This is a genomic window from Terrabacter sp. NPDC000476 (genome assembly GCF_040300125.1).
Taxonomy (GTDB): domain Bacteria; phylum Actinomycetota; class Actinomycetes; order Actinomycetales; family Dermatophilaceae; genus Terrabacter.
Genome location: NZ_JBEPDF010000001.1, coordinates 2,268,121 through 2,294,745, shown reverse-complemented (window position 1 = coordinate 2,294,745; position 26,625 = coordinate 2,268,121). Strand labels below are relative to the sequence as shown.

The following is a 26,625-nucleotide window of genomic DNA, read 5'->3' as shown; positions in this document are numbered from 1 at the left end:
TGTCCCACGGTCACCGGTGACCGCAGGACACATCGACCGGCGGGAGCTCAGCGGGGGCGGCGCACCCGGATCGGGCCCTTGGCGTGGTCGGGGTCGATGACCTGCCCGCCCTGGGTGATCTCGGCGCGCCCGTCGGCCACGAGCCGCCGGGCCGCCATGCGGGCGGGCTCCATGAGCTCGCGCCAGTCGTCGTCGCCGACGGCCCGCGCGGCCTCGCTCGGGCACACCGAGGCGTCGCGCGCCCGCGCGTCGAGCAGGGCCTCGAGCGTGTCCTGCAGGTCGAGGTCGACCTGGCGCACGCCGTGCTTGCGGCAGCTGTCGGAGCACCAGCGCACGGAGTCCCAGTCGCGGGCCCACGCCTTGCGCCACGTGATGGTGCGGCCGCAGCGGGCGCAGGGCTTGGTGGGCAGCGGGGTGCGGGACATGGTCACCAGTGTCCGCCACCTTGACCTCTCGACGCACCAGCACCCTCCAGGAGTGGCCTCTCGAGGGGTCAGCACCCGCAGGGTGTGGCCTCTCGACGGTCAGGCACCCGCGAAGGGTGGCCTCTCGACGGTTGGGGGGTCAGGGGGTCTGGCGGACCTCCTCGTCGGAGATGTCGGCGACCGTCGCCTCGAAGAGGCGGATGACGTCGTCGCCCCGGACCGTCAGCCCGACCCCGTGCGCGCCGCCGCCGAGCGAGACGCGGCGGCCGACGAGGTGGCTGTCCGCGATGACGGGCAGCCGGGTGGCCGACCCGAACGGGGTGATGGTGCCGCGCTCGTAGCCGGTGACGGCCCTGGCCGCGTCGGCGTCCGGCATCGAGATGCGGTTCGTTCCGAGGAGCGCGCGCACCTTGGCCCACGAGAAGGTGCGGTCGCCGGGCACGAGGACGAAGACGTGGTCGTCCTCCGACCGGCGCACGACGAGGGTCTTGATGAGGTCACGCGGCTCGATGCCGCGGGCGGCCGCCGCCTCGGCGAGGCTCGAGACGCGCCCGTGGCGGGTCACCTCGTGCTCGATGCCGGCCGCGCGCACGGCGTCGACCGCCGGGGTGCGGATCTCGTCCGGATCACTACGCTCGGCCTCATCGCGGTCGGGAACCATGGCACCCAACCTAAGGGGGAGGAGGCGGCGTGACGACGAGCTTCGACCGGATGTGGGCCGACCTCGAGCCGCTCGGGCGTGACGCGACCACCGGTGGCTACCGCCGCCACGCGTGGACCCGCACCGACCACGACCTCCGCGAGTGGTTCGCCGGGGAGTGCGCGGCACGCGGGCTCGAGCTCGTCGAGGACCGCGCGGGCAACCAGTGGGCGTGGTGGGGCGACCCCGACCGGACCCCCGGCGTCGTCGTCGGCTCGCACCTCGACAGCGTGCCGGACGGCGGTGCCTTCGACGGCCCGCTCGGCGTCGTCAGCGCGCTCGCGACGGTCGACGCGCTCCGCGCGGCCGGCGCCCGGCCCGCCGTGCCGCTCGGCGTCGTCAACTTCGTCGACGAGGAGGGTGCCCGGTTCGGCATCGCCTGCGCCGGCTCGCGCATCATCACCGGCGCCCTCGACGCCGACCGCGCCCGCTCGCTCACCGACGCCGAGGGCGTGTCGATGGCCCAGGCCTGGCGCGACGCCGGGCGAGACCCCGCAGGTCTCGGCCCGGACCCCGAGGCCGTGCGCCGCGTCGGGCGGTTCGTCGAGCTGCACGTCGAGCAGGGCAAGGCCCTCGCCGTCGCGCCCGACGGTGGCGACGACCTCGTCGACCCGTCCCGTGCGGTCGCGATCGGCACCGACATCTGGCCCCACGGGCGCTGGCGCGTGGACGTGCCCGGCGAGGCGAACCACGCCGGCACGACCCGCCTCGAGGACCGCGCCGACGCGATGCTCGGCCTCGCGGCCGTGGTGCAGTCGGCGCGAGCCGCAGCGCTCGCGCAGGGCTGCGTGGCGACGGTCGGCAAGGTCGACGTCGTGCCGGGTGGGGTCAACGCCATCGCGAGCCGGGCGACCGCCTGGCTCGACGCGCGCGGGAGCTCGGAGGAGGCCGTGCGGGCGGCCGTCGCCGCCGTCACGGAGGAGGCCGGCAGGTTCGGCGCCACGACGGCGCTCGAGTCGTGGACGCCGACGACGAGCTTCGACGCGGGCCTGCTCGACCGGCTCCGCGGCATCCTGCCCGAGGCGCCCCTGCTCGGCACCGGCGCAGGGCACGACGCGGGCATCCTCGCCACGCACGGGGTGCCGAGCGCCATGCTCTTCGTGCGCAACCCCACGGGCGTGTCGCACTCACCCGCCGAGTGGGCCGGCCGCGAGGACTGCAACCATGGGGTGGCGGCCCTCACCGCCGTCGTCACCGAGCTCTGCGCGGCGGCGGGTCCTGAACCGACGGGGGACGTGCGATGACGAGCTTCTGGTGCGAGAGCGCTTGGCTCACAGGTGGATTCGGCCGTCGGGTGCGTCTCGTGACGCAGGACGGCCTCCTCAAGGAGGTTCTCGTCGACGCCGATCCGGAGCCCGGCGACGTGCGCCTCGAGGGCGTGACGCTGCCCGGCATGGCCAACGCGCACAGCCACGCCTTCCACCGGGCGCTCCGCGGACGCGTCAACGGCGGCGGCGGCAACTTCTGGAGCTGGCGCGAGCAGATGTACGCCGCGGCCGAGCAGCTCAACCCCGACACCTACTTCGCGCTTGCGCGGGCCGTCTTCGCCGAGATGGTGCAGGCCGGCATCACCGTGGTCGGCGAGTTCCACTACGTGCACCACCGACCGGGCGGCCACCCCTACGGCGACCCGAACGCCATGGGGCTCGCGGTGCGCCAGGCGGCCGACGAGGCCGGCATCCGGCTCACCCTGCTCGACACGTGCTACCTCGAGGGCGGGCTCAACGGGAGCGGCCACGTCGAGCTGCACCCCGGTCAGCGGCGCTTCAGCGACGGCACCGTCGAGGCGTGGGCTGAGCGCATGTCCGCGCGGCGCCCCGCGACCGACCGGGTGCGCCTCGGTGCGGCCATCCACTCGGTGCGTGCCGTGCGGCGCGAGGACCTCCCCAAGGTGGTCGAGGCGGCCGGCGACCTCCCGCTCCACGTGCACCTCTCGGAGCAGCACGGCGAGAACCTCGCCTGCCAGATGTTCTACGGCCGCACCCCGACCGAGCTGCTCGAGGAGGCCGGGGCCCTGGGCAACCAGGTGACCGCCGTGCACGCGACGCACCTCGAGGACCGCGACATCGCCGCCCTCGGCTCCACCGGCACGGGGGCGTGCTTCTGCCCGACGACCGAGCGCGACCTCGCGGACGGCATCGGCCCGGCACGCGCGCTGCACGACGCCGGCAGCCCGCTCTCGCTCGGCTCGGACCAGCACGTCGTCATCGACCCCTTCGAGGAGCTGCGCGGCCTCGAGATGCACGAGCGGCTCGTGACGAACGAGCGCGACCGCTTCTCGGCGAACGACCTGCTCCTCGCCGCGTCGTTCAACGGCTACCGCTCGCTCGGCTGGTCGGACGGCGGGCACCTCAGCAAGGGGGCGCTCGCCGACTTCGTCACGGTGCGCACCGACACCGTCAACACGGCCGGGGCGGCCGCCGACCAGATCATCTACGCCTGCGTGGCCTCCGACGTCTCGACCGTCGTCGTGGGCGGCGACGTCGTCGTCAGCGAGGGCCGGCACCGGCTCGGCGACGTCGGCCGCCTGCTCGGTGGTGCCATCGCCCGCGTCACCGGGGGAGGACCCGCGTGAGCCTGCTCCTCACCGGCATCGCCGAGCTGACGACGAACGACCCGGCCCGGGCGGACGGGCACGCCGACCGCGGTGACGCCCTGCTCGGGATCGTCCGCGACGCGGCCGTCGTCGTGTCGGCCGCGGGCGACATCGAGTGGGTGGGCCCCGCGGCCGACGCGCCCGACGCCGACGAGCGCCGCGACCTCGGGGGCCGCGCCGTCGTGCCTGGCTTCGTCGACTCGCACACCCACCTCGTCTTCGCCGGCGACCGGTCGGCCGAGTTCGCCGCGCGGATGACCGGCACGCCCTACGACGGCGGTGGCATCGCCGTGTCGGTCGCGGCCACCCGGGGCGCCTCCGACGACGAGCTGCGGCGGCTCGTCGGCCGCCGCGTGGCGGAGATGCGCGCCCAGGGCACGACCACCGTCGAGATCAAGAGCGGCTACGGCCTGACGCTCGACGACGAGCTGCGCTCGCTGCGCGTCGCCCGCGAGGTGACGCCCCACACGACCTTCCTCGGCGCGCACGTCGTGCCGCCGGAGTTCGCGTCGCGCCGGGCCGACTACGTCGACCTCGTCACCGGGCCGATGATCGCGGCCGTCACGGCGGCCGGCGTCGCCGAGAGCATCGACGTCTTCTGCGAGCCGCGCTCGAGCCACGCCTTCGACGGCGAGGAGTCCCGCGCCGTGCTCGAGGCGGGCCGGGCGGCCGGCCTCGCGCTGCGCGTGCACGGCAACCAGCTCGGCCACGGGCCGGGCGTGCAGCTCGCCTGCGAGCTCGGCGCCCGCAGCGTCGACCACTGCACGTACCTCGACCCCGCCGACGTCGAGGCCCTCGTTGCGGCGCGCGGCACCACGGTCGCGACCCTGCTGCCCGGCGTCGAGTTCTCGACCCGCTCGCCCTACCCCGACGCGCGTGCCCTGCTCGACGCCGGGGTCGACGTCGCGCTCGCGAGCGACTGCAACCCCGGCACCTGCTACTCCTCGTCGATCCCCTTCGCGATCGCGCTCGGGGTGCGCGAGATGGGGATGACGCCCGCGGAGGCGCTGCACGCCGCGACAGCGGCCTCCGCGCGGTCGCTGGGGCTCGAGCGACGCGTCGCGCCCGGCTTTCCGGCCGAGCTGGCCGTGCTCGAGGCCCCGAGCCACCTGCACCTGGCCTACCGCGCGGGCGTGCCGATCGCCCGGGCGCTCGAGCTCCAGGAGCCCGTCGGCCTCCAGGAGCCCGTCGGCCTCTAGGGGCCCGTCGGCGCGTCGTCGGGGTGCTCGCAGCGCAGCACCGAGCCGGGGCCGGGATGGATGATCCCGGTGTGGCCGTCGGACCACTCGACGACGTAGGGCGGCCCGCCGCCCTCGCCCCTGACCTCGCGGACCGTGCCCTCCCGGGTGCCCTGCCCGACGTGCTCCGCGGCCATCGTGATGCGGTCACCGACGCGTGCCTGCATGGCACACCTCCTCGATCTCGTCGTCCTCCCAGCACACCACCTCGGGGCCCGCGCGGGAAGGGCCCGAAGACCCTGGCCGGACCCGTGCGACCGTGGTCGGACGACGGTGTCGCGCCTCCCTCGTAGGCTCGCCCCGTGAACGAGGGACGGGTCTACGAGTGGCTGCAGCGGCGGCCGCTCCTCTTCGACGTGCCCCTGGCCCTCGCGCTCGCCCTCCTCGGCCTCGTGCTGCTGGGTGAGGCGCACAGCTGGGGGTGGGCGATCGTCGGGGCGTCGTCGCTCGCGCTGATCTGGCGCCGGTCGCACCCCGCCACGGCGTTCGCCGTCGTCAGCCTCGCGCTCGCCCTGCGGGTCGTGCCGACGAGCAACCTGCTCCCCGGCGACATGGCCTTCCTCGTCGCCCTCTACTCGCTCGCCGCCTACGACCGGCGCCGCGGCGTGCGCCTCGCCGGCCTCGGGGTGGCAGCGCTCGGCTCCGCCATCGCCGGGGTGCGCTTCACGGCCACCGCCGGACGGATGCCGGGAGCCGGGGAGTTCGTCTTCACCTTCGTCGCGTGCGCCGCCGCGTCGGTCGCGGCCTGGGCGCTCGGCGACCTCAAGCGGGCGCGCCTCCAGCGCCTCGCCGACCTGCAGGACCGTGCCGAGCGCGTGGAGCGCGAGCGCGAGCAGGCCCTGCTCCTCGCCGCCCAGCAGGAACGCGCCGCGATCGCGCGCGAGATGCACGACGTCGTCGCGCACGCGCTGTCGGTCATCGTCGTGCAGGCCGACGGCGCCGCGTATGCCGCCACCCGCCGTCCCGAGGGGGCGCTCGCCCGGTCGGTCGGTGCCCTCGAGACGATCGGCTCGACGGCGCGCGACGCGCTGGGCGAGACCCGCCGGCTCGTCGGGGTGCTGCGCGACCCCGAGTCGGGCCTCGAGCTCGCCCCGACCGGGGGCGTCACCCAGCTCGACGACCTCGTGGCCGGCGTGCGTGCGGCCGGGGTGCCGGTGACGCTCACGGTGCGCGGTGCGGAACGGCCCCGGCCCGTGGGACTCGACCTGGCGGCATACCGCGTCGTGCAGGAGTCGCTCACCAACGTCATCAAGCACGCGGGCGCCGGCGCGAGCGCGCGCGTGGAGGTCGAGCAGGACGAGCAGCGGCTGCGGATCCTCGTGCGCGACGACGGCATCGGGGTGCGCAGCGTCGACGACGGCCGCGGCCACGGGCTGGCGGGCATGCGCGAGCGGGTCGCGGTGCACGGTGGCACACTGACGGCCGGGCCGGGCGCGGGTGGCGGCTACGAGGTGCTCGCGACGATGCCCACCACACCGACTCCGACGGGCGCACCGACCGCACCCGTCGCACCGACCGGACCGACACAGGGGGAGCCGTGAACGAGGCGGGCACCGACGCCGCGACACGCGTCATGATCGTCGACGACCAGGCGCTCGTGCGCGCCGGCTTCCGCATGGTGCTCGACGCCGAGCCGGACATCGAGGTCGTCGCGGAGTGCGCCGACGGGCAGGCCGCGCTCGACGCGCTGCCCGGGCGCGCGGTCGACGTCGTGCTCATGGACATCCGGATGCCCCGGCTCGACGGCATCGAGGCGACCCGGCGCATCGTCGAGCGCGGCGAGACGCCGAAGGTGCTCGTCCTGACGACCTTCGACCTCGACGAGTACGTCTACGCCGCCCTGCGCGCCGGCGCGGCGGGGTTCCTGCTCAAGGACGCCGGCCCGTCCGAGCTGCTCACGGCGATCCGGGCCGTCCACACGGGCGACGCCGTCGTGGCGCCGGGGCCGACGCGCCGCCTGCTCGACCGCTTCCTGCCGGTGCTCGTCACCCCCGCCGCGCCGAGCGGGCTCGAGCGGCTCGACGTGCTCACCGAGCGCGAGCGCGAGGTGCTCGAGGCGGTCGGGCGGGGCCTCAACAACGCCGAGATCGCGGCGTCGTTCTTCGTCGCCGAGGCCACCGTGAAGACGCACATCGGGCGGGTGCTCGCCAAGCTCGGGCTGCGCGACCGCGTGCAGATGGTCGTGCTCGCCTACGAGACCGGGCTCGTGCGGGTCGGCGACGCCTGACCCAGCCGACCCCGCTGGGCCTCTGCAGGCGGGACCTTGGCCCCTTGCCCGCCCCGGCCGGGCGCGGTTGGGTCGGGGGCATGGAGGCATGGGTCGTCGAGGAGCCCGGACCGCTGCGCGGGAGGCCGCTGGTGCGGGCGGAGCTGCCGGTGCCGGAGCCCGGGCCGGGTGAGGTGCTCGTGCGCGTGCGGGCGTGCGGGGTGTGCCGCACCGACCTGCACGTCGTGACGGGCGACCTGCCCCGCCACCGGCACCGGCTCGTGCCCGGGCACGAGGTCGTCGGCGAGGTGGCGGTGCTCGGCGAGGGCGCCCACCGGTTCGTGCCGGGCGACCGCGTCGGCGTCGCGTGGCTCCGGTCGACGTGCGGGGCCTGCCGGTGGTGCCGTTCGGGCCGGGAGAACCTGTGCCCGGCCTCGCGCTACACCGGGTGGGACGCCGACGGGGGCTACGCCCCGTGGACCGTCGTGCCGGAGGCGTACGCCTACCGCCTGCCCGCGTCGTTCTCCGACGTCGAGGCCGCGCCGCTGCTCTGCGCCGGCATCATCGGCTACCGGGCACTCCGCCGCGCCGAGCTGCCGCCGGGTGGCCGCCTCGGCATCTACGGCTACGGCGCGAGCGCGCACCTCACCGCGCAGGTCGCGGTCGCGCAGGGCGCCGAGGTGCACGTGCTGACGCGCGGGGCGGGGGCACGGGCGCTCGCGGCCGAGCTCGGCGCGGCCTCCGTCGGCGGCCCCACCGACGCGCCGCCCGTGCCGCTCGACGCCGCGATCCTCTTCGCCCCGGCGGGCGACCTCGTGCCGGTGGCGCTCGAGGCGCTCGGGCCGGGTGGCACCCTCGCGGTGGCCGGCATCCACCTCTCGGACGTGCCGGTGCTCGACTACCAGCGTCACCTCTTCCGGGAGCGGAGCCTGCGCAGCGTCACGAGCAACACCCGCCGGGACGGCGAGGAGCTGCTGACCCTCGCCGACCGGCTGGGGCTGCGCGTCGCGACGACGCCGGTGCCGATGGACGAGGCCGACCGCGCGCTCGCCGACCTCGAGGCCGGGCGCGTGCACGGCGCCGCCGTGCTCGTCGTCTGACACCGCTGCTCAGTCGAGCAGCACCCGCTCGCCGAGTCGCGGCACGGCGACTGCGCAGTCGTGCTCGGCCCGGATGCGGGCGGCGAGCGCCTCGGCGGCCGCGGGCTCGCCGTGCACGACGTAGACCGACTCCGGGGGCTGCGGGAGCTCGCCCAGCCAGGCGACGAGCTCGCCGGCGTCGGCGTGCACCGAGAACGTCGGGTCGCTGACGACCTCGGCGCGCACCCGCACGTAGCGCCCGGCGATCTTGACCTCGCGCGCCCCGTCGAGCAGGGCACGCCCGCGGGTGCCGACCGCCTGGTAGCCGGTGAGCACGACGGTGTTGCGCTCCTGCGGCAGGAGGTGCTCGAGGTGGTGCACGACGCGCCCGCCCGTCGCCATGCCCGACGCCGAGACGATGACCGACGGCCGTCCCGGCGTGTTGAGCCGCATCGACTCCTCCGCCGAGTGCACGGCCCGAAGGTCGGGCAGCGCCGCGATGGCGTCGACGGCGCCGGGGCGGGTCTCGGCGCGGTGCGCGGCCGCCCGGTAGACCTCGAGCGCGGCAAGGGCCATCGGGCTGTCGACGTAGACCGGCACGTCGGGGATCTCGCCGCGCCGGCGCAGGTCGGCCAGCGCGAGCAGGACGATCTCGGTGCGGTCGACGGCGAACGCCGGGACGACGACCGACCCGCCGCGCCGCACCGTGCGCCGGATCGCGTCGGCGAGACCGGCGTGGTCGGGGTCGCCCCGCTCGTGCACGCGGTCGCCGTACGTCGACTCGATGACGACCGTGCGGGCCGCCGGCGGCCGGTCGCGGCCGAGCAGCAGGGGGTGCGAGGTGCGGCCGAGGTCGCCGGAGAAGAGCACGGAGGCCGCGCCGGACCGCACGAGCGTGCTCGCCGACCCGAGGATGTGCCCGGCCCGCACGAAGGCGACGGTGACGCCGCCGTCCGGCCCGTCCGCCCCGTCCGGCCCGACGCGGACGGCCTCGCCGTATGCCTGGGGCTCGACGAGCGCGATGGCGCGCTCCGCGTCGGCCGCGGTGTAGAGCGGCAGCGGCGGGTCGTGCTTCGACCAGCCGCCGTGGCGGGCGGCGACGCTCTCCTCCTCCTGCAGGTGCGCGCTGTCGCGCAGCACGATGGCGGCGAGGGCGGCCGTGCCCGACGTGGCGAGCACCGGCCCGGCGAAGCCGCCGCGCACGAGGGCGGGGAGGTAGCCGCAGTGGTCGAGGTGGGCGTGCGAGAGCGCGACGGCGTCGAGGCTGTCCGGCGGCAGCGGCAGGGCCGCCCAGTTGAGCGACCGCCACCGCCGCTCGCCCTGGTAGAGGCCGGCGTCGACGAGGAGGCGGGCCCCGGCGTCGAGCAGGAACTTGCTGCCCGTCACCGTGCCGGCCGCGCCGAGGAAGGTGAGCACGGGCGCGTGGCCCGAGGTGGTGAGGTCGGCCATCGTGCACCTCCGGGACCGGGCCGACGGGCTGCGGCCCACGGCCCCAGCGTCGCGCTCCCGGCGCCGAGCCGTCAGGGGCCAAGGTCCCGAGACGGCCGGGACCCTCCGTGGTGGCCCCGCCGCGGTGGTGCGGCGGTGGTGCGGCGGGAGCGGCCTCAGCGGCTCCCGGTCGCCTTGTCGATGGCCTTCTGGGTCGCCTTCTCGGCCTTGTGCTTGGCCTTGGCCAGCTTGCGGTGCGCCTTCTTGTCGTCGGGGGAGACCTCGTTCTCCTCCAGCGCCTTGGGCAGGTGGCCGGTCGAGCGGCGGTAGTAGGTCGCGGCGCCGCGCTCGGCCGCGACGCGGGCGGCCGCGACCGCCATCGACGAGATCGCCGTGAAGAGGATGACGTCGCGGGTGCGCTCGCGCTCGAAGTCGCCCTTGACCGGCACGTTGCGGCCGGTGGCGAGCTTCCACCCCTTCTGCGCGGCATCGGTGGCGATCTTCGTCGCGAGGATCGTCGAGCCGACGCTGAGGATCTTCCAGACCGCACCCCCGGCCGGGGAGTGCTGCGTCCCGCCGGCCTCGGCGGCGGCGGCCTTCTTCGTGCGCTTGGAAGCCATGCCCGAACTGTACCCACGGAGCCGGGAGTAGAGTCGGGGCCACAACTGAACAGCACCACCCGTTCATCACGACAGGGGAGCGCCCTTCGCGCTGAGAGTGCGGCGGCCCAGACGGCCCAGCCGCAGACCCTCGAACCTGCTCCGGTTAGCACCGGCGAAGGAAGTCGGGATTTCTCGGGTCGCCGGAGGGCTCGTGGCACGACGTCACCCGGTGACCTCCCCCAGGTATCCACTCGTTTCCACTGGAGCCCGGGAGTCACACATGTCCAGCACCACCACGTCCACCGGCAGGGCCCGCACCATCACGGCGAGCGGCCCGCTCACCCGCTGGCGCACCATCGACCTGCTCACCTGCGCCTTCCTCGGCGTCGCCTTCGGCGTCGCCTACTGGGCCTGGGGGCTCGTCTACGCCGTTCCCTCCGGCGTCGTCTCGGCGGGCTTCCCGCCGCTCGGCGCCCTCTTCAACTGGCCCTGGCTCGTCGCCGGCATCGTCGGGATGCTCGTCATCCGGCGCCCCGGCGCGGCCGTCTTCACCGAGCTGCTGGCTGCCGTCGTCTCGGCGCTCGTCGGCACCCAGTGGGGCCTCACGACCGTCGTCTCGGGCCTGCTCCAGGGCCTCGGGGTCGAGCTCGGCTTCGCCGCGTTCGGGTATGCCGTCTACCGCTGGGGGCCGCTGCTGCTCGGCGGCTTCCTCGGTGGCGCCTTCGAGGCCGTGTACGAGTGGTACTCGTACTGGACCGACTGGGGCTGGGGCTACAAGGTGTCCTACCTGCTGCTCCTCGGCGGGTGCGTGGCCGTGCTCGGCTCGCTGCTCGCGCTCGGCCTCACGCGGCTGCTGGCCGGGGCCGGGGCCCTGAACCCCTTCCCGCCCGGCCAGGAGGTGCGCGAGCGGCGTGCGGTCTGACCGCGTCGTGCCACCCGCCGACGCGCCGGGTGCGACGACCCGGCAGCCCCTGACCGGCGCGGTCGCGGGCGCGGGCATCCGCGTGCGCGACCTGACCTGGCGACCGTACGGCCGGGCCCGGCCGGTCCTGCGCGACCTCGACCTCGACGTCGCGCCGGGCGAGCGCGTGCTGCTCGCCGGGCCGAGCGGCTCGGGGAAGTCCACGCTGCTCCGGGCCGTCGCGGGCCTGCTCCACACGGCCGACGCGGGGGACCTCTCCGGCGCCGTGACCGTGGGCGAGCAGGCGCCCCAGGCAGTTCCGGGTGCGGTGGGCCTCGTGCTCCAGGACCCCGGGGCGGGGCGGGTCGCGTCCAGCATCGGACGCGACGTCGCCTTCGGCCTCGAGAACGTCGGGTGCCCGGCGGCCGACATGCCGGCGCGGGTGTCCGCGGTGCTGGCCGAGGTCGGCCTGACGATGCCGCCCGACAGCAGCCCCGACACGATGAGCGGGGGCGAGTCGCAGCGGCTCGCCCTCGCCGGCGCCCTCGTCATGGAGCCGTCCGTGCTGCTGCTCGACGAGCCGACGGCCATGCTCGACGCGGCCACGGCGGCGCAGGTGCGTCGGGTCGTCGGCGACGTCGCCACCCGGCGCGGCCTGACGCTCGTCGTCGTGGAGCACCGGCTCGACGGGTGGGTCGAGCTCGTCGACCGGCTCGTCGTGCTCGACGACGACGGGCAGGTCGTGGCCGACGGCCCGCCAGCGGAGGTGCTCGCGGAGCGCGCGGACTCCCTTGCCGCGCAGGGCATCTGGGTGCCCGGCCTGCCGGAGCCCGAGCCGCTCCGCGTCGACCTGCCGCCCGTCGGGTCGGCGGCCGCGGGTGGAGCCGTGGCCGGTGGTGGGGTGGCCGGCCAGGTCGTCGCACGGGCCGAGGGGCTGCGGGTCGAGCACCGGAGCCGGCGGCTCGGGGAGCCCTCGCGCACGACGCTCGCCGTCGACGGCACCGACCTCGTCGCGAGGTCGGGTCGGGCCCTCGCCCTCGTCGGGCCGAGCGGGGCGGGCAAGTCCACCCTGCTCACCGCCCTGGGCGGCCTGCGTGAGCCCTCGGGAGGGACGGTGCGCCTCACCGTGCCCCACGGTGCGACGGCCGACGGTCCGCCGCACCGGTGGTCCTCGCCCGAGGTCGCCCGCGCCGTCGCGTGGGTGCCGCAGCGCGCCTCCACCGCCCTGCTCGGGCGCACCGTTCGCGGTGACGTGCTGACGACACCGGACGCCCTCGGCCAGGACCCCTCCACGGCGGGCGCGCGCGCCGACGCGCTCCTCGCGGCCCTGGGGCTGCACCACCTGGCCGACGCCGACCCGCGCCACCTCTCCGGTGGCGAGCAGCGCCGCCTCGCCATGGCGTCCGCCGTCGCGCACGCCCCGGCGCTGCTCCTCGCCGACGAGCCGACGGTCGGGCAGGACCGCCGCACGTGGGCCGCCGTGACCGGCCTGCTCGCCGCGGCGCGGGAGGAGGGCACGGCCGTCGTCGTCGCGACCCACGACGCGGGCGTCGTCGCGTCCGCCGACGACGTGCTCGCCGTCGCCGCACCGGCCCGCCCGCCGGGGACGCCGGCGGTCCCGACGCCCTCGACCCAGCCCGAGCAGGCCCGCCGCCCGCTCGTGGCGCGGGCTGGGCCGCTCGCCCTCCTCGCGGCCGCGCTCTGCGTGCTCCCGCTGCCGGCGCTCCTCGACACCTGGCGCCAGGGCCTCGTGGTCCTGGGCGTCGAGGTGGTGCTGGGCCTGCTCGCGCTCCTCGCCCCCGGAGCGGGTCCCGCGCCGCAGGGCCGCCTCCGGGGCGTCGCCGCCCGGCTCGTGCCGGCCGTCGTCGCCGTCGCCGGCGTCGCGTGGTCGGCCTGGCTGCTCGGCGGGCGCGACCTCGAGGTCGCGGCCGGGGCGGCGCTGCGGGTGCTCTGCCTCCTCGTCCCCTCTGCGGTCGTCGTCGGCCACCTCGACCCGGAGGCGCTCGGTGACCACCTCGCCCAGCGCCTCCACCTGCCGGCGCGGCCGGTCGTCGCCGCGACGGCCGCCCTCCAGCGGCTGCAGTCGTTCGACGCCCTGTGGGGCGAGCTGATGACGACCCGGCGGGTGCGCGGGGTGCAGGCCGGCCGGCACGCCGTGGCCGCCCGGGCCCGGGAGGCCGTCGTCGTCACCGGCGGACTGCTCGTCGGCGCGCTCGGCCAGGCGTCGAACCTCGCGCTCGCGATGGACGCGAGGGGCTTCGCGGAGGCGCGGCGGCGCACCTGGGCCGGGCCCGCGCCGTGGCGCACGGCCGACACCGTCGCCGTGGGGGCGGGGCTGCTCGTCGTCGTGGCCGCCGTGACGGCCCGGCTGCTGCTGGGTTGACCGCCGGCCGGGGCACAATGGGCCGCGCACACCTCGCGACAGGAAGGGGCCGCTCGTGCCCAGGACAGGCCGACTCCGTCGGGACGACGCTGCTCACCGCTCCCGGACGGTCGGGGCGTGGTGCGCCGCCGGGGCGCTCGTGGCGGTGCTGGGTGCGTGCGGGCAGCCGCAGCCGTCCTCGGACGACGGCGTGGCCCCCACGGTGAGCGTGCCGGTGCAGCCGACCATCACCGCGGTCACCCCGAGCGACGACGTCATCGACCCGTCGGCCGAGCCGAGCGACGGCGAGCTCTTCGACGCCGCCTCGAGCCTGACCGACGCGTCCTGCGAGGCCACCGGCGACGTGTGGAGCTTCACCGGCACCCTGACGAACTCCGACTCGGAGAAGCACACGTTCACCGTGGCCGTCTTCATCGTCAAGCGCTCCGACGGCAGCGACGTCGCGGGCAAGGAGGTCGACATCACGCTCGAGCCCGGCGCCACCGCGCCCGTGTCGGTCCCGAACTTCCACACCGGCCCCAGGACCGGGGTCGAGTGCCTGAGCGGCGTCACCGTCAAGGGGCTGTGACGATGCGCCTCTTCCTCGTCCGCCACGGGCAGACCCATGCGAACGTCGCGCGCCAGCTCGACACCGCGGTGCCCGGCCTCGACCTGACCGACGAGGGCCGGGCCGAGGCCCGGGCGCTCGCCGACCGCCTCGGCGGCGAGGACCTCGGGGCCATCTACACCTCGGACCTCGTGCGCACCCAGCAGACCGCCGGGCCCCTCGCCGAGCTGCTCGGGCTCGAGATGGTGGTGCTGCCCGGCCTGCGCGAGATCCAGGCCGGCGACTACGAGATGTCGACCGACTGGCAGCCCTACGTCGACGCCGTCATCCGCTGGCGCGACGACCCCGCGCACGCCATCCCCGGCGGCGAGAGCGGCGCCGGCTTCTTCGCGCGCTACGACGACGCCATCGCGCGGATCGCCGCCGACGGGCACGCGTCGGCCGTCGCGGTGAGCCACGGCGCCGCGATGCGCGTCTGGTGCTCGGCGTCCCTCGGGCTGCCGCCCGAGTTCTTCGACGGGCGCCGGCTCGACAACGCGCACGTCGTGACGATGGAGCGCGACCCCGGCTCGGGGTGGCGACTGCTCGCGTGGGGTGACGAGCCGGTCACGCATGGCTGACGCGCGTCCCCCCGCGACGTGGCGCTGGGCCGGCTGCGCCGGGGCGCTCGCGCTCGCGGCGGCCTCGTGGGGCTCGGGCGCGCTGCCCCGGCCCAACACCGGCGTCCTCTGGCCCGGCGTCGCCGCCTGGTCGAGCAAGGGCGGCTCGCCGCTGCTCGCGACCGTGTCGGTGCTCGCGCTCGCCCTCCTCGTCGTCGCGTGGTGGCGGCTGCGCGAGGCCGACGTCGGCGTGAAGTGGTGGTGGACGACGACGGCGCTGTGGTTCGGCCCGCTCGTGCTCGCCATGCCGCTCTACAGCCGCGACCTCTACTCCTACGCCGCGCAGGGCCTGCTGTGGGACCAGGGGCTCAGCCCGTACGACCACGTCGTGCGCGAGCTCGACTCCCCGTGGCGCAGCTCGACCGCGCCCACCTGGCTCGACAGCCCCACGCCCTACGGCCCCGTCTGGCTGCTCCTCGCGCGCGCCGTGGCTGCCGTGTCGGGCGAGCTCTGGGTGGCGCTCCTGCTGCTGCGCCTGCTCGCCGTGGCCGGGGTCGTCGTGCTCGCGTGGGCCGTGCCCGACGTCGCGCGCCGGCTCGGGTGGTCACCGGTGCGCGCCACGTGGCTCGGTGTGGCGGTGCCGCTCGTCGGGGCGCACTTCGTCGGCGGCGCGCACAACGACGCCCTCATGGTCGCCGCCGTGCTCGGTGGCGTCGCGCTCGCGCTGCGGCGGCGCCTCGTGCTCGCCTGCGTCGTCATCGCCCTCGGGGCCATGGTCAAGGTCACCGCCGTCGTCGCCCTGCCCTTCGTCGCCGTGCTCTGGGCCCGCCACCGCGCGACGGGACGGGCCGTGCGCACGGGCGCGCCGGCATCCGTGCGCTGGTCGGAGGTCGTCCGCGCGGGGCTCGCCACCGTCGGCAGCGCCGGGGTCCCGATGGTGCTGGGTGGCCTGCTGACCGGCCTCGGGTTCTCGTGGCTCAACCCGACGGGCACGCCCGGCAAGAACGAGCAGTGGACCTCCCTGCCGACGTCCGTCGGCATCGCCGTCGGCGCGGTCGGTCACCTGCTCGGGCACGAGGAGTGGCGCGACGCCGGCATCGCCGCCGCCCGGGCCGTCGCGCTCGTCGTGCTCGCGGTGCTGCTCGTGCTCGTCTGGCTCGCCGCGCTCAAGCCGATCGACAGCTCGGGCCTGTCCGCGGAGGAGGCGGCCGCCGAGGCACGGCTGCGCCCGGTGCGGGGCATCGGGTGGGCGATGCTCGCCGTCGTCGTGCTCGCGCCGGTCTTCCTCGGCTGGTACTACCTCTGGATGCTGCCGCCGCTCGCCGTCTCGCTCGGCGCCCTCTGGCGCGACCGCCTCGAGGGGCCGCTCGCCGTCGTCGCCACCGTCGTCTGCTTCGCCACCCTCCCCGAGGGCTACAGCCTCGGGCTCACGACGACGGTCGTCGGGGTGCCGTTCGCGCTCGTCGTGCTCGTCCTCGTCGTGCGCCGGGGCCTGCGCACGGCCCGGCGCGCCGACTGGGCCGGCCTGCTCGACCTCGACCGGCCCCTGCTGCGGCGTCACGGCTCGGCGACAGTTGCCGCAAGTGCTTCCGGTCGCGACCGGGGTGCCCGAGACTGACCCGGTGAGCGACTCCGGCTTCGTCGACGAGGCCGAGGCCGGTCGCGGGCACCGCTCCCGACCGCGCCCGGAGCCGAGCGACGGCGCCCGGGACGTCCACGCCCGTCGACGTGTCGTCCCGGCCGCCTTCGCGCTCCTCGTGGTGGGTCTCGTCGGCTTCGGCGGCTGGGCCTGGGCCGGGCGGGTGCACGCCGACGACCTCGCGGCCTACGCGTCCCTCGCCGGCCAGGTCGAGGAGCTCGACCGCACCCTGACCCCGCTCGGGCACGGCGAGATGCCGCCCTGCCGCGCGGCCACCGACGGCAGCGTCACCCGCACCTACCCGCCCTCGACCGGGCCGCAGGCGGCCGAGCTCGTCGGCTTCCTGCTCCAGAAGGGCTGGCGGCAGTCGTCCGGCGAGGCCGTCGCGCCCGTCGTCGCGCACCTCTCGCGCGACGTCGCCGGCCACGAGCTGACGATCGACGTCTCGGCGGCCTCGATGAACCAGCTCGTCGAGGCGCTCACCGCCCGCAGCCCCGCCTCCGCGTTCGGCTGCCTGGGACGCTGACCGGGACGCTGACGGGGACGCTCACCGAGGCGCTGACCGGGCCACCCGGCATACCTGCTCGGCAGGGGACGTGACGGACACGTCAGGTCACATGGTGGGAATCGCCCGGAGTCCCGCCGGGTGGGGTGCGACCCTTGCCCCATGCGCGCGGTCACCCAGAGCAAGAAGCTGCAGAACGTCTGCTACGAGATCCGGGGGCCCGTGCTCGCCGAGGCCAAGCGGCTCGAGGACGAGGGGCACCGCATCCTCAAGCTCAACATCGGCAACCCGGCGCCGTTCGGCTTCGAGGCGCCCGAGGACATCCTCGTCGACGTCATCCAGGAGCTGCCGACGGCGCAGGGCTACAGCGACAGCAAGGGCATCCTGTCGGCCCGGCGTGCCGTCAAGCAGCACTACGAGCTGCGCGACTTCCCGCCCGTCGGCGTCGAGGACATCTACCTCGGCAACGGGGTGAGCGAGCTCATCGTCATGGCGATGCAGGGGCTGCTCGACAACGGCGACGAGGTGCTCATCCCGGCGCCCGACTACCCGCTGTGGACGGCCGCGGCGAGCCTCGCGGGCGGCACGGCCGTGCACTACGTCTGCGACGAGCAGGCCGGCTGGGCGCCCGACGTCGACGACATCCGGAGCAAGATCACCGACCGCACCCGGGCCATCGTCGTCATCAACCCGAACAACCCGACCGGTGCGGTCTACCCCCGCGAGGTCCTCGAGGCGATCGCGCAGGTCGCGCGCGAGCACGAGCTCATCGTCATGGCCGACGAGATCTACGACAAGATCCTCTTCGAGGGAGCCACCCACACCTCGATCGCCTCGCTCGCGCCCGACCTGCTGTGCCTGACCTTCAACGGGCTCTCCAAGGCCTACCGCGTCGCGGGGTTCCGGTCCGGGTGGCTCGCCATCACCGGGCCCAAGGAGCACGCCCGCAACTACATCGAGGGCCTCGACATCCTCGCCAACATGCGGCTGTGCGCCAACGTGCCGGCCCAGCACGCGATCCAGGTCGCGCTCGGCGGCTACCAGTCGATCAACGAGCTGATCCTGCCCGGCGGGCGCCTGCTCGAGCAGCGCAACGTCGCGTGGGAGATGCTCAACGCGATCCCCGGCGTCTCGGTGACCAAGCCCGAGGGCGCGCTCTACCTCTTCCCGCGGCTCGACCCGAAGGTCCACGACATCCGCGACGACCAGCGCTTCGCCCTCGACCTGCTGCGCGAGCAGAAGCTGCTCGTCGTGCACGGCACGGGCTTCAACTGGCCGACGACCGACCACTTCCGCATCGTCTTCCTGCCCCGCGTCGAGGAGCTCGAGGACGCGGTCGGTCGCCTCGAGAAGTTCCTCGCCACCTACTCCCAGTAGCCGGGCCGCACGATCCCCGCCGTGGCCGGATGCCGGTGGCGTCGAGGCGCTGATCGGCTCCGGAAGCCCGCCGTGGCCGGATGGTTGCGGTCGGCAGGTCGGCGGGTCAGCGGGTCAGCGGGAGCGGGCCCACCACTTGAGGAGCAGGCCGAGCACGACGGCCCAGACGAGCGTGAGCGCCAGGCTGATCGCGACCGCGAGCAGCGCCGGGCGACGGCCGCCGGTCTCGCGGCGGGCCAGGCTGAGGCCGGCGAGCGCGAGACCGAGCACCTGCGGCAGGAAGACGAAGCCGAAGACGACGGCCGAGACGGCGGCGGCCACGGCGCCACGGGCCAGCGGTGCGTCGGCGGCCAGCCGGGCGCCGGACGCGAGGCGGGGACGTTCGGGCTCGCTCACGCGTTCAGGGTAACGATGCAAGCCTTGACCGAGCGCGGTGGAACGAGCCCAGCCAGCCGACCCGGCCGAACCGGGCGGTGGCGTGACGGCGCCCTGGTGGGCGCCGGGGTCGTGGCCGTCCTCGCGCTCGGCGGGTGCGGCGGTTCCGAGCCGACCCTCGCCGACCTGCCTGCCGGTGTCGCCGAGGCCCGGCCGAGCATCTCCGCGGAGGAGGCCGACTTCGTGCTGGCCGCGCAGAAGCTCGGTGCGACGGTCACCGGCGACACCGTCGACGACGACATCGAGACGGGCACGACGACCTGCTGGGCGCTGCAGAACGGCGGCGTCGACCTCGCCCAGATCGCCGTCGACGACGAGACCGGCAAGCCGTTGGCGAACACCGGCGAGGCCCTGCGCACCAAGCAGCTGATGGCCGCCGGCGTGCAGACCTTCTGCCCCGACCACGACGACCAGATCGGGCAGCTCCGGCTGCCCTGACCGGTCCGCCGGCGCCCGACGTGGGCGCGTGACCTAGGAGAGCCAGTCGGGCGGCCGCGGCACGACGATCCCGACGAGCGGCGAACCGTCCGACGCGGTGCCCAGCTGGACGACGGACGCGCGGTCGGCCTGCTCGCCGATGACCCGGCACTCGACCCCGACGCACCAGCGCGGCACCGAGCCGCGCTCCTGCTGGACCGCCATGAAGAGGGTGCTCGCCATGAGCCGGCCGTCGCGGGTCTCGCGCACGGTGGGGTCCTGGTAGACGACGATCGTCGGCGTGGGCGTGCCCTCGGGGTGGGCGGCCGCCGCCGCGGCGATCGCGGCGTACTGCGCCCGGGTGGCCTGGTGCGGCCCGAGGTCGGCCCGCCAGGCGAGCACACCGCCGACGGCGAGCACCGCGAGCAGGGCCGCCCCGACGGTCTCGCGCCGCAGGAGCCCGCGCCCCACGGGCGTCGTCCGGTCGTCACCGTGCTCGCGCGGCAGCAGGAGCAGCGCGGCGGGGAGCACCGCCGCGAGCCAGCTCCAGAGCTGGCCCCGCGCCTCGGTGACGAGGCCGGTGGCGACCGTCTGCGCGGCGTCGACCCCGCAGGCCACGACGAGCGCGACGAGCAGCCGCTGCAGCCGGGGCCGCACGACCGGGTCGCGCCAGCCCACGGCGGTCGCGACGACGGCCACGACGGCGACCCACCACTGCGCCGACCACAGCTCGCCGGCGGTCGACAGCCACCGGCCGACGTTCTCGGCGAGCGCCGCGGGCGAGGTGAGCGGGTTGGCGTGGCGCCAGGCCGCGAGCTGGAGGCCGAAGTGCCCGTTGAGCACGAGGTTGAGCGAGTAGGCGACGCCGATGCCGGCCGCGAACCCCACGCCCCACGCGACGACGGTCAGCCCGACCCGGCGCCAACGGGCCTCGCCGAGCGCCACGACCGCCAGCACGAGGAGCACGACGCCGGTCGGGGGATAGGTGAGCACGGCCCCGGCCGCGCCGACCGCGAGCCAGCCGGCGAGTCGGGCCCGGCGCCGGGTGGCCCACGGCAGGAGCCACAGCGCCGCGGCCCCCCACATGACCGAGGGCGTCAGCGTGCCGGGCCAGTAGAGCAGCTGCACCCAGACGCACGACGCGTAGAGCGCGACGCCGAGCAGCGCGTCGACGGCGGGACGAGGACGGATGCCGGCGACGTGCAGCACGCGCCAGGCGCCGGCGACGAGCAGGGCGTAGGCCACGGCATACGTGAGCGCGGCCGTCTGGGTGGTGCCGTGCTGGCCGACGAGCCACCACCACGCGCTGTTGAGCCAGCGCCCCTCGCTCGCGTTGTAGTACGAGGGCGGGACGGCCCCCGGGGTGCCCTCCGGCAGCAGGAACGCCCAGTCGTCCTGCCGGATGAACGGGGTGACGGCCTGCGTCACGCCGCCGCTCACCAGGAACGCGGCCAGCAGGACGACGGGCACGAGCACACGCCGCCGCGCGGTCGTTCCGCTCACGGGTGCGGGGTGCTCGGCAGGGTGAGGATCTCGGCGCCGTCGGCGGTGATCGCGATGGTGTGCTCGCTGTGCGCGGACCGGCCGCCCGTGGCGCTGCGCAGCGTCCAGCCGTCGGGGTCGACGACGAGCGACGCCGTGTCGAGCATGACCCACGGCTCGAGGGCGAGCAGCAGCCCCTCGCGCAGCCGGTAGCCGCGCCCGGGCCGGCCGATGTTGGGCACGTGCGGGTCCTGGTGCATCGTCGAGCCGATGCCGTGGCCGCCGAACTCGGTGTTGACCCGGAAGCCCGCCGCAGAGAGCGACGAGCCGATGGCGTGCGAGACGTCGCCGAGGTGGGCGCCCGGCCGGGCCGCGGCGATGCCGGCCGCGAGCGCGCGCTCGGTCGCGACGATCATCGCCACGCTCTCGGTCGGTCGGGCCTCGCCGACGATGAAGCTGATGGCGGAGTCGGCGGCGATGCCGTCGGTCAGCACGGCGAGGTCGAGCGTCAGCAGGTCGCCGTCGGCGAGCACGTGGCCGTTCGGGAGCCCGTGGAGCACGGCGTCGTTGACCGACGTGCAGACGTAGTGGCCGAACGAACCGCGCCCGAACGAGGGGGCGTAGTCGACGTAGCAGGACACGCCACCGGCACCGAGGATGAGCTCCTTCGCCCAGGCGTCGATCTCGAGCAGCGTCGTGCCGACGGTGGTGCGGCGACGCAGCTCGGCCAGCACGTCGGCGACGACGCGGCCCGCCGCGCGGGCGCGCGGCAGCTCGGCGGGGGTGAAGATCTCGATCATGGTCTCTCCCTGTAGGTGCCCCACACCTATCCCGCAGCGCAGGGCGTTCGCAAGCCGGGCGCGGAATACCCCGACCGGCGTGGCCCGTTGGCACCCACGTGAGTCCTGCCCCGAAAGCCCAGCTGAACATCCTCGACCTCGTGCCCGTCCTCGACGGCGGCACCCCCGGTGAGGCGATCGCCTCGACCGTCGACGTCGCCCGTCACGCGGAGAAGTGGGGCTACCAGCGCTACTGGATGGCCGAGCACCACAACATGCGCGGCGTCGCGTCGAGCTCCACCGCGGTGCTCATCGGCCACGTCGCCGACCAGACCGAGTCGATCCGGGTCGGCGCCGGCGGCATCATGCTGCCGAACCACGCCCCCTACGTCGTGGCGGAGCAGTTCGGCACGCTCGCGACGATCCACCCCGGCCGCATCGACCTCGGCCTCGGCCGGGCGCCGGGCACCGACCCGTTCACGACGCGCGCGCTGCGCCGCAGCGAGGCCGCGGCGATGAACTTCGCCGGCGAGGTCGAGGAGCTCATCGGCTACCTCGGTGACCCCGACCCCGACGCCAAGGTGCGCGCCATCCCCGGCGAGGGCACCCACGTGCCGATCTGGATCCTCGGCTCGAGCCACGGCGGTGCGCAGGTCGCGGCCGCGCTCGGCCTGCCCTACTCGTTCGCCTCGCACTTCGCGCCGGCCGCGCTGATGAGCGCGCTCGAGGTCTACCGCTCGCGGTTCACCCCCTCGACCGAGCCCGGGGGCCTCGACGCCCCGCGCACCATGGCCGGCGTCAACGTCATGGTGGCCGGCACCACCGAGGAGGCCGAGCGCCTCTTCACGAGCGTGCTCCAGCGCTTCCACGGCATCGTCACCGGCCGCCGGGCCGGGCTGCCCGAGCCGCAGGGCGACATCGCGAGCCTCATGGCGACGTGGTCGCCCGCCGAGCGCCAGGCCGTGAGCGAGATGACGCGCGTGTCGCTCGTCGGCACGGCCGACGAGGTGCGCGACGGACTCGCCGGCTTCGTCGAGGCGACCGGCGTCGACGAGGTCGTCGTCACGTGCGGCGCCCACGACCACGAGGACCGCCTGCGCTCCTACGAGCTGCTCGCGGACGCCTGGCTCTGACCCGGGCCCCGCTGCGACCGACGTCTGAGAGGCTGCACCCATGAGCGAGAGAGACCCCCAGGACCTGCGCCGCGTCACCCTGACCCGTGACGCCGTCGGGCGCTACACGGTGCGCAACGACCGCGGAGGCTCGATCACGACGAGCTCGGGCACCGACGAGCTCTCGCCCGTCGAGCTGCTCCTCGCCGGCATCGCCGGCTGCACCGCCGTCGACGTCGACACCGTCACGACCCGTCGCGCGGAGCCGGAGCAGTTCGAGGTCGAGGTGACCGCCGACAAGGTCAAGGACGAGCACGGCAACCACCTGCAGGACATCGAGGTGCGCTTCCGGGTGCGCTTCCCCGACGGCGACGGCGGTGACGCGGCCCGCGAGATGCTCCCCAAGCTCGTCAAGCGCTCGCACGACGAGTGGTGCACCGTCAGCCGCACCGTCGAGCTGGGTCAGCAGGTCACGACCACCGTCGAGTGACCGTGGTTCGGTCCGGCGACCTGCACCCGTTCGGGTGACAGGTCGCCGGACCGGAGCCCGTCGCGGGCCCCGAGGACGTATGCCGTCAGGCGCGGTGCGCGGCGTCGAGCCACTCGATGGGGTCGCCCCACCCGAGCCGGGTGACTCCGTTCGCGTCGAGCGCGCGCACCGCGAGGGTGCGCCGGTGCGCGGCGAAGGTCAGCACATGCGCCACCATCGCGCCGTAGGAGCAGACGTAGGGCGGGTCGCTCGAGGCGTCGACGAAGACGTCGTCGAGCCGGCCCTGATCGATCGCGTCGCGCACGTGGCCGAGGAAGACGGGCGCGGCCTCGGCGAGGCGGCGCCGCGCCGACGTCAGCGACTCGTGCTCCTCGACGGAGAAGTCGTAGTCGCGGCTGGCCATCGTCGCGTTCCACATCGCCATCTGGCCGACGAGCCGGCTGACGATGCGGCGCAGGGTCGAGGGGTCGGGATCGTCGTCGATGCCGAGGAGGATCGGCTCGTCGAGCTGCTCGTCGGTGAGCTGGGCGGCGCACTCGATGAGCTCGCCGGTCAGCCAGATGTGGTGCTCGACCATCTTCTGCACGAGGTCCATGGCGGTGACCTTTCGCTGGGCCGGCAGACGGATGCCGCCGGGCGGGTGGAAGTGGATGTCGTCGGCCGCCTCGAGCCGGATCGTCCCCGGGGCCCGGCGCCACGCACTGGGCGTCGAGCCGTAGGCGCGACGGAACGCCCGCGTGAACGCCTCGTGCGAGCCGTAGCCCGCCTCGACGGCGACGTCGAGGACGGTGCGGCGGCTCGCGGCGAGGCGGTAGGCCGAGCGCTCGAGCAGCACCCTGCGGCGCAGGGCGCTCGGCGCCTCACCGGCGCCGGCGCTGACGATGCGGTCGAGGTGGAACCGTGACAGGTGCAGCCGGCCCGCGATCTGCTCGCCCGTCAGGCCGGGCTCGTCGAGGGTGTCGACGAGCACGTCCAGCCAGGCGCTGAAGGTGTCGCGGGGTCCGGTCACGTCACGATCCTGCGCCCCGCCACCCCACGCACACCTGATCGGGTTTGCTGTGTGCGCAACGGAACCCGATCAGTGGTGGACGACCACCTTGTCGCCGACCCGCACCTTGAAGAAGAGCGCCTTGATCTGCGCGTGGTCGGCGATGTTGACGCAGCCGTGGCTCGCGCTCGCGTAGCCGAGCCGCGCGAAGTTCGACGAGTAGTGCACGGCCTGGCCGCCCGAGAAGAACATCGAGTAGGGCATCGGCGTGAAGAAGAGGTTCGAGATGACGTACTCGTACTTGCGCGACACGCGGAAGGTGCCCTCGCGCGTCTCGAGGCCCCTCTTGCCGAAGCGGGCCCACATCACCATGAGCGGCTTGCCGTCGACGACCCAGGTGAGGGTGCGGGTGTCCTTGTCGACGCACATGACGCGACCGGTGCGGCACCGCTTGTCGAGCGACGACGCGGCGGGCATGAGGGGGCGGGCGCCGGAGAGGTAGCGGTGCTGGTCGAACGTGCCGGGAGTCCACGTGACGGCACGCAGGCGGGCCCAGGTGCGCTGGTCGACGACACCCGACTGCGGCACGTCGTAGGCGCGCTGGAAGGCGAGGACCTTCTGGCCGAGCGTCCACCCGTAGACGCCGGAGAACGCATACGGCCACAGCTTCTTGGCCCCGAGGCGGCGCTGCAGCTCGCGCACGGTGACGACCGACGCGCCGGTGCCGATCGAGAGCGGCGACCGGGTCCGCGACACGAGCTGGTCCCAGGTGCGCTGGTCGAGCACGCCCGACTGCGGCAGGTCGTAGGTGCGCTGGAAGGCGAGCACGTTCTGGCCGAGGGTCCAGCCGTAGAAGCCGGAGACCCGCTGCGTCCACCAGGACGGGCGGACGATGCGGAGGCGCACCTGGAGGTCCTTGACGAGGTTGCTCGTCGTGCCCTCCGTGGCGAGCACCTTCGTGGAGGTCACGCGCACGAGGCGCGACCACGTGCGCTCGTCGACGACGCCCGACTGGGGCAGGTGCTGGGCCCGCTGGAAGGCGAGCACGCTCTGGCCGAGCGTCCAGCCGTAGAAGCCCGAGATCCGCAGGGTCCAGTAGTCGGCCTTGACGAGGCGCAGCCGCACCTGGAGGTCCTTGACCTGGTTGCTCAGGGTGCCCGAGGCGATGACGAGGCGCGACGCGGTCTGCTTCACGAGCGCGGCCCACGCCGCCCGCGTCAGCTGCTGGCCCGTGCCGGGCAGGTCGTTGGCCGTGAGGAAGGTGCGCACCGCGGCGGCGACCGCGCTGTTGTAGCGCCCGTCGACCGTGCCCGACGGGATGCCGAGCACGGCGAGCCGCGCCTGCAGGTCCTGCACGGCCCAGCCGGTGTCGCCGCTGCGCAGCACGACGGGGCTCGGGGCCGTCGTCGTGGGGGCGGTCGTCGTGGGTGCCGGGGCCTGGGTGGTCGCAGCCGGGGCCGGGGCGGCCGGGGCCGTCGTCGTCGGCGTGGACTGCAGGGCGGTCGTCGTCGACGTGGTCGTCGTCGGCGTGGTCGCCGTCCCCGTCGTCTCCGTCGTCTCCGTCGCGGTGGTCGTCGCCGCCGTCGTGCCGGCCGTCGTCGACGGCGCGGAACCCGACGACGTCGGGGCCGGCGTGCCGGTCAGGTCGTCGGCGCGGGCGGCCGGAGCGGCGGCGACGAGCGCCGTCGTGACGAGCGTGGCGGCGAGCGCCCGAACGGCCCGCCCCCGGTCCATGCGGTTGGTCCTCACGATGTCCCCTGGTGTCCTGACCGCCTGGCGGTGCGTGGAGTGCGCGCGACCGCGCCCCTCATTGTGGCAGGCCGACGGCCGTTTGGCCTGCGGTGCGCGCGACGGGTCTGCGGGCGCCCTCGTCAGCGCGGTGGCGGCATCCGGCGGACGGTGAGGATCTGCTCGGCGCGGCCGACGGGTCCGTGCTCGTCGTGCAGCGTCGTCGACGTGAGGCCCAGGCCGGTCGGACCCATCGACACGCGCGTGTCGAACCCGACCCAGCCGCGCACCGGCTCGCGCACCAGGTGCACGGTCAGGTCGACGTTCGGGAACATCCACTCCTTCGGCGAGACCCGCACCGCGATGCCGTTGGCGGTGTCGGCGAGCCGGACGAGATCCGCTGTGGGGGAGGCGGGCTCGCCGTCGACGAGGGGGTGCCGGGCGCGGATCCAGGTGCGGGTGCGGCCGGGGCGGCGCGCCGGGTCGGCCCGGAACTCGAGCCCGGCGATGTAGCCGCCCTCCCACGTGTCGGTGCCGGCCCACTCGGGGAGGTCGTCGGGACCGGGGATGGGCTCGAGCTCGACGCCGGCCACCGGTGTCGAGTCGTGCGCCGCGAGGCGCCACGCGTGGGCGCGCACGACCGCCCGGTCGTCGACGGTCATCGTCGCCTCGACCAGCTCGATGGTGCGCCCCGGCCGGGTCGTGCGCACCTCGACGCGGCTCGGCCGGGCGGGGATGACGCCGAGGATGTCGAAGGAGAGCCGCGCGAGCTGCAGGCCCTCGCGCGGCTCGTGCAGGTCGATCTCGTGGGCGAGCAGGCCGCTCACCGGCGCCATGTGCTGCTCGTCGTCGCGCCACGCACCCTGGGTGTGCACCGTCGGCGCGTAGTGCCCGGGCCCGAGCCGTCGGTAGGAGGCCGGGGTGTCGTGGTCGAGGGCTGCGGTCCGGTCGGTGCTCACCCTCCCCACC

At 75.2% G+C, this 26,625-nt stretch carries 27 protein-coding genes and 1 riboswitch; of the genes, 16 read left to right on the top strand and 11 right to left on the bottom strand.

Annotated elements, in window-relative coordinates:
• Positions 1-47 precede the first annotated feature (47 nt).
• Entirely contained in the window at positions 48-425 is a 378-nt protein-coding gene (locus ABT295_RS10830) for a DUF3253 domain-containing protein (RefSeq protein ID WP_352394356.1), read from the bottom strand.
• Positions 426-564: 139 nt separating this feature from the next.
• Positions 565-1,086 carry an aminoacyl-tRNA deacylase gene (locus tag ABT295_RS10825; protein WP_345506098.1) on the bottom strand — a complete coding sequence of 174 codons (522 nt, stop codon included), beginning with the start codon at positions 1,084-1,086 and terminating at the stop codon, positions 565-567.
• 29 nt (positions 1,087-1,115) lie between these two features.
• Between ABT295_RS10825 and ABT295_RS10820 the strand changes: the two genes are divergently transcribed.
• Genes ABT295_RS10820 through hutI form a run of 3 tightly spaced genes read left to right on the top strand, consistent with a single transcriptional unit; the run spans position 1,116 to position 4,920 of the window.
• A complete protein-coding gene (locus ABT295_RS10820) occupies positions 1,116-2,369 on the top strand; it encodes an allantoate amidohydrolase (RefSeq protein ID WP_352394355.1) in 1,254 nt (417 codons plus the stop codon).
• On the top strand, positions 2,366-3,700 hold the full coding sequence (locus ABT295_RS10815) for a formimidoylglutamate deiminase (RefSeq protein WP_352394354.1): 1,335 nt from the start codon (positions 2,366-2,368) through the stop codon (positions 3,698-3,700). Before ABT295_RS10820 ends, ABT295_RS10815 begins: the two co-directional genes overlap by 4 nt.
• Positions 3,697-4,920 (top strand): imidazolonepropionase, encoded by a 1,224-nt coding sequence (hutI, locus tag ABT295_RS10810; protein WP_352394353.1) that lies wholly within the window; start codon positions 3,697-3,699, stop codon positions 4,918-4,920. Before ABT295_RS10815 ends, hutI begins: the two co-directional genes overlap by 4 nt.
• Here hutI and ABT295_RS10805 read toward each other — a convergent pair.
• Complete coding sequence (locus ABT295_RS10805) at positions 4,917-5,126, bottom strand: DUF1918 domain-containing protein (RefSeq protein WP_352394352.1); 210 nt, start codon at positions 5,124-5,126, stop codon at positions 4,917-4,919. The genes hutI and ABT295_RS10805 overlap by 4 nt on opposite strands.
• 135 nt (positions 5,127-5,261) lie before the next feature.
• On the opposite strand from ABT295_RS10805, the gene ABT295_RS10800 reads away from it, so the two are divergent.
• The 3 genes from ABT295_RS10800 (at position 5,262) to ABT295_RS10790 (ending at position 8,265) form a co-directional block, all read left to right on the top strand.
• Complete coding sequence (locus tag ABT295_RS10800; protein ID WP_352394351.1) at positions 5,262-6,500, top strand: sensor histidine kinase; 1,239 nt, start codon at positions 5,262-5,264, stop codon at positions 6,498-6,500.
• Between the two features lie 32 nt (positions 6,501-6,532).
• On the top strand, positions 6,533-7,186 hold the full coding sequence (locus tag ABT295_RS10795) for a response regulator transcription factor (protein ID WP_352394718.1): 654 nt from the start codon (positions 6,533-6,535) through the stop codon (positions 7,184-7,186).
• A gap of 80 nt (positions 7,187-7,266) precedes the next feature.
• Positions 7,267-8,265, top strand: coding sequence for a zinc-dependent alcohol dehydrogenase family protein (locus tag ABT295_RS10790; RefSeq protein ID WP_352394350.1), 999 nt, complete (start codon positions 7,267-7,269; stop codon positions 8,263-8,265).
• Positions 8,266-8,274: 9 nt separating this feature from the next.
• On the opposite strand, the gene ABT295_RS10785 is transcribed toward ABT295_RS10790, so the two are convergent.
• Both ABT295_RS10785 and ABT295_RS10780 read right to left on the bottom strand, forming a co-directional pair.
• Positions 8,275-9,693, bottom strand: coding sequence for an MBL fold metallo-hydrolase RNA specificity domain-containing protein (locus ABT295_RS10785; protein ID WP_352394349.1), 1,419 nt, complete (start codon positions 9,691-9,693; stop codon positions 8,275-8,277).
• Positions 9,694-9,848: 155 nt separating this feature from the next.
• Positions 9,849-10,292 (bottom strand): DUF4235 domain-containing protein, encoded by a 444-nt coding sequence (locus tag ABT295_RS10780; protein ID WP_352394348.1) that lies wholly within the window; start codon positions 10,290-10,292, stop codon positions 9,849-9,851.
• 63 nt (positions 10,293-10,355) lie between these two features.
• A riboswitch (TPP riboswitch) is annotated at positions 10,356-10,472 on the top strand.
• A gap of 82 nt (positions 10,473-10,554) precedes the next feature.
• Between ABT295_RS10780 and ABT295_RS10775 the strand changes: the two genes are divergently transcribed.
• The 7 genes from ABT295_RS10775 to ABT295_RS10745 all read left to right on the top strand — a co-directional run bounded on the left by ABT295_RS10775 (position 10,555) and on the right by ABT295_RS10745 (position 18,225).
• Positions 10,555-11,196, top strand: coding sequence for an ECF transporter S component (locus tag ABT295_RS10775; RefSeq protein WP_352394347.1), 642 nt, complete (start codon positions 10,555-10,557; stop codon positions 11,194-11,196).
• Positions 11,186-13,558, top strand: coding sequence for an ATP-binding cassette domain-containing protein (locus ABT295_RS10770; protein WP_352394346.1), 2,373 nt, complete (start codon positions 11,186-11,188; stop codon positions 13,556-13,558). The genes ABT295_RS10775 and ABT295_RS10770 overlap by 11 nt, the downstream gene beginning before the upstream one ends.
• A 190-nt stretch (positions 13,559-13,748) precedes the next feature.
• The gene (locus tag ABT295_RS10765) at positions 13,749-14,126 is read left to right on the top strand and encodes a hypothetical protein (protein WP_352394345.1); all 378 of its coding nucleotides are present in this window, start codon (positions 13,749-13,751) and stop codon (positions 14,124-14,126) included.
• A 2-nt stretch (positions 14,127-14,128) separates the two neighbouring features.
• A complete protein-coding gene (locus tag ABT295_RS10760) occupies positions 14,129-14,725 on the top strand; it encodes a histidine phosphatase family protein (protein WP_352394344.1) in 597 nt (198 codons plus the stop codon).
• Positions 14,718-16,322 (top strand): polyprenol phosphomannose-dependent alpha 1,6 mannosyltransferase MptB, encoded by a 1,605-nt coding sequence (mptB, locus tag ABT295_RS10755; RefSeq protein ID WP_352394343.1) that lies wholly within the window; start codon positions 14,718-14,720, stop codon positions 16,320-16,322. Before ABT295_RS10760 ends, mptB begins: the two co-directional genes overlap by 8 nt.
• A 4-nt stretch (positions 16,323-16,326) precedes the next feature.
• Positions 16,327-16,869: a hypothetical protein gene (locus ABT295_RS10750; protein WP_352394342.1), complete on the top strand. Its 543-nt coding sequence runs from the start codon at positions 16,327-16,329 to the stop codon at positions 16,867-16,869.
• Between the two features lie 141 nt (positions 16,870-17,010).
• Complete coding sequence (locus ABT295_RS10745) at positions 17,011-18,225, top strand: pyridoxal phosphate-dependent aminotransferase (RefSeq protein ID WP_352394341.1); 1,215 nt, start codon at positions 17,011-17,013, stop codon at positions 18,223-18,225.
• 114 nt (positions 18,226-18,339) lie between these two features.
• Here ABT295_RS10745 and ABT295_RS10740 read toward each other — a convergent pair whose 3' ends face one another.
• Entirely contained in the window at positions 18,340-18,621 is a 282-nt protein-coding gene (locus ABT295_RS10740; protein ID WP_352394340.1) for a hypothetical protein, read from the bottom strand.
• A gap of 96 nt (positions 18,622-18,717) precedes the next feature.
• On the opposite strand from ABT295_RS10740, the gene ABT295_RS10735 reads away from it, so the two are divergent.
• Positions 18,718-19,098 (top strand): hypothetical protein, encoded by a 381-nt coding sequence (locus tag ABT295_RS10735; RefSeq protein WP_352394339.1) that lies wholly within the window; start codon positions 18,718-18,720, stop codon positions 19,096-19,098.
• 33 nt (positions 19,099-19,131) lie between these two features.
• Here the strand turns inward: ABT295_RS10735 and ABT295_RS10730 are convergent, their stop codons facing one another.
• The gene (locus ABT295_RS10730; RefSeq protein WP_352394338.1) at positions 19,132-20,580 is read right to left on the bottom strand and encodes a hypothetical protein; all 1,449 of its coding nucleotides are present in this window, start codon (positions 20,578-20,580) and stop codon (positions 19,132-19,134) included.
• Positions 20,577-21,359: a type I methionyl aminopeptidase gene (gene map / locus ABT295_RS10725; protein WP_352394337.1), complete on the bottom strand. Its 783-nt coding sequence runs from the start codon at positions 21,357-21,359 to the stop codon at positions 20,577-20,579. Before map ends, ABT295_RS10730 begins: the two co-directional genes overlap by 4 nt.
• Positions 21,360-21,457: 98 nt before the next feature.
• On the opposite strand from map, the gene ABT295_RS10720 reads away from it, so the two are divergent.
• Together ABT295_RS10720 and ABT295_RS10715 are read left to right on the top strand one after the other, a co-directional pair.
• Positions 21,458-22,471, top strand: coding sequence for an LLM class flavin-dependent oxidoreductase (locus ABT295_RS10720; protein ID WP_352394336.1), 1,014 nt, complete (start codon positions 21,458-21,460; stop codon positions 22,469-22,471).
• A gap of 40 nt (positions 22,472-22,511) precedes the next feature.
• A complete protein-coding gene (locus ABT295_RS10715; RefSeq protein ID WP_352394335.1) occupies positions 22,512-22,940 on the top strand; it encodes an OsmC family protein in 429 nt (142 codons plus the stop codon).
• Between the two features lie 85 nt (positions 22,941-23,025).
• Here ABT295_RS10715 and ABT295_RS10710 read toward each other — a convergent pair whose 3' ends face one another.
• The 3 genes from ABT295_RS10710 to ABT295_RS10700 all read right to left on the bottom strand — a co-directional run bounded on the left by ABT295_RS10710 (position 23,026) and on the right by ABT295_RS10700 (position 26,615).
• Positions 23,026-23,949 carry a helix-turn-helix transcriptional regulator gene (locus ABT295_RS10710; protein WP_352394334.1) on the bottom strand — a complete coding sequence of 308 codons (924 nt, stop codon included), beginning with the start codon at positions 23,947-23,949 and terminating at the stop codon, positions 23,026-23,028.
• A 69-nt stretch (positions 23,950-24,018) separates the two neighbouring features.
• Entirely contained in the window at positions 24,019-25,677 is a 1,659-nt protein-coding gene (locus tag ABT295_RS10705; RefSeq protein ID WP_352394333.1) for a L,D-transpeptidase family protein, read from the bottom strand.
• A 122-nt stretch (positions 25,678-25,799) separates the two neighbouring features.
• Positions 25,800-26,615: a thioesterase family protein gene (locus tag ABT295_RS10700; RefSeq protein WP_352394332.1), complete on the bottom strand. Its 816-nt coding sequence runs from the start codon at positions 26,613-26,615 to the stop codon at positions 25,800-25,802.
• Positions 26,616-26,625: the final 10 nt, after the last annotated feature.

What these genes read in the sequence shown, in the direction of transcription:
- ABT295_RS10830 (WP_352394356.1), bottom strand. Translation starts at nt 425, where the DNA reads ATGTCCCGCACCCCGCTGCCCACCAAGCCCTGCGCCCGCTGCGGCCGC.
- ABT295_RS10825 (WP_345506098.1), bottom strand. Translation starts at nt 1,086, where the DNA reads ATGGTTCCCGACCGCGATGAGGCCGAGCGTAGTGATCCGGACGAGATC.
- ABT295_RS10815 (WP_352394354.1), top strand. Translation starts at nt 2,366, where the DNA reads ATGACGAGCTTCTGGTGCGAGAGCGCTTGGCTCACAGGTGGATTCGGC.
- ABT295_RS10805 (WP_352394352.1), bottom strand. Translation starts at nt 5,126, where the DNA reads ATGCAGGCACGCGTCGGTGACCGCATCACGATGGCCGCGGAGCACGTC.
- ABT295_RS10795 (WP_352394718.1), top strand. Translation starts at nt 6,533, where the DNA reads ATGATCGTCGACGACCAGGCGCTCGTGCGCGCCGGCTTCCGCATGGTG.
- ABT295_RS10790 (WP_352394350.1), top strand. Translation starts at nt 7,267, where the DNA reads ATGGAGGCATGGGTCGTCGAGGAGCCCGGACCGCTGCGCGGGAGGCCG.
- ABT295_RS10785 (WP_352394349.1), bottom strand. Translation starts at nt 9,693, where the DNA reads ATGGCCGACCTCACCACCTCGGGCCACGCGCCCGTGCTCACCTTCCTC.
- ABT295_RS10780 (WP_352394348.1), bottom strand. Translation starts at nt 10,292, where the DNA reads ATGGCTTCCAAGCGCACGAAGAAGGCCGCCGCCGCCGAGGCCGGCGGG.
- ABT295_RS10775 (WP_352394347.1), top strand. Translation starts at nt 10,555, where the DNA reads ATGTCCAGCACCACCACGTCCACCGGCAGGGCCCGCACCATCACGGCG.
- ABT295_RS10760 (WP_352394344.1), top strand. Translation starts at nt 14,129, where the DNA reads ATGCGCCTCTTCCTCGTCCGCCACGGGCAGACCCATGCGAACGTCGCG.
- mptB (WP_352394343.1), top strand. Translation starts at nt 14,718, where the DNA reads ATGGCTGACGCGCGTCCCCCCGCGACGTGGCGCTGGGCCGGCTGCGCC.
- ABT295_RS10745 (WP_352394341.1), top strand. Translation starts at nt 17,011, where the DNA reads ATGCGCGCGGTCACCCAGAGCAAGAAGCTGCAGAACGTCTGCTACGAG.
- map (WP_352394337.1), bottom strand. Translation starts at nt 21,359, where the DNA reads ATGATCGAGATCTTCACCCCCGCCGAGCTGCCGCGCGCCCGCGCGGCG.
- ABT295_RS10715 (WP_352394335.1), top strand. Translation starts at nt 22,512, where the DNA reads ATGAGCGAGAGAGACCCCCAGGACCTGCGCCGCGTCACCCTGACCCGT.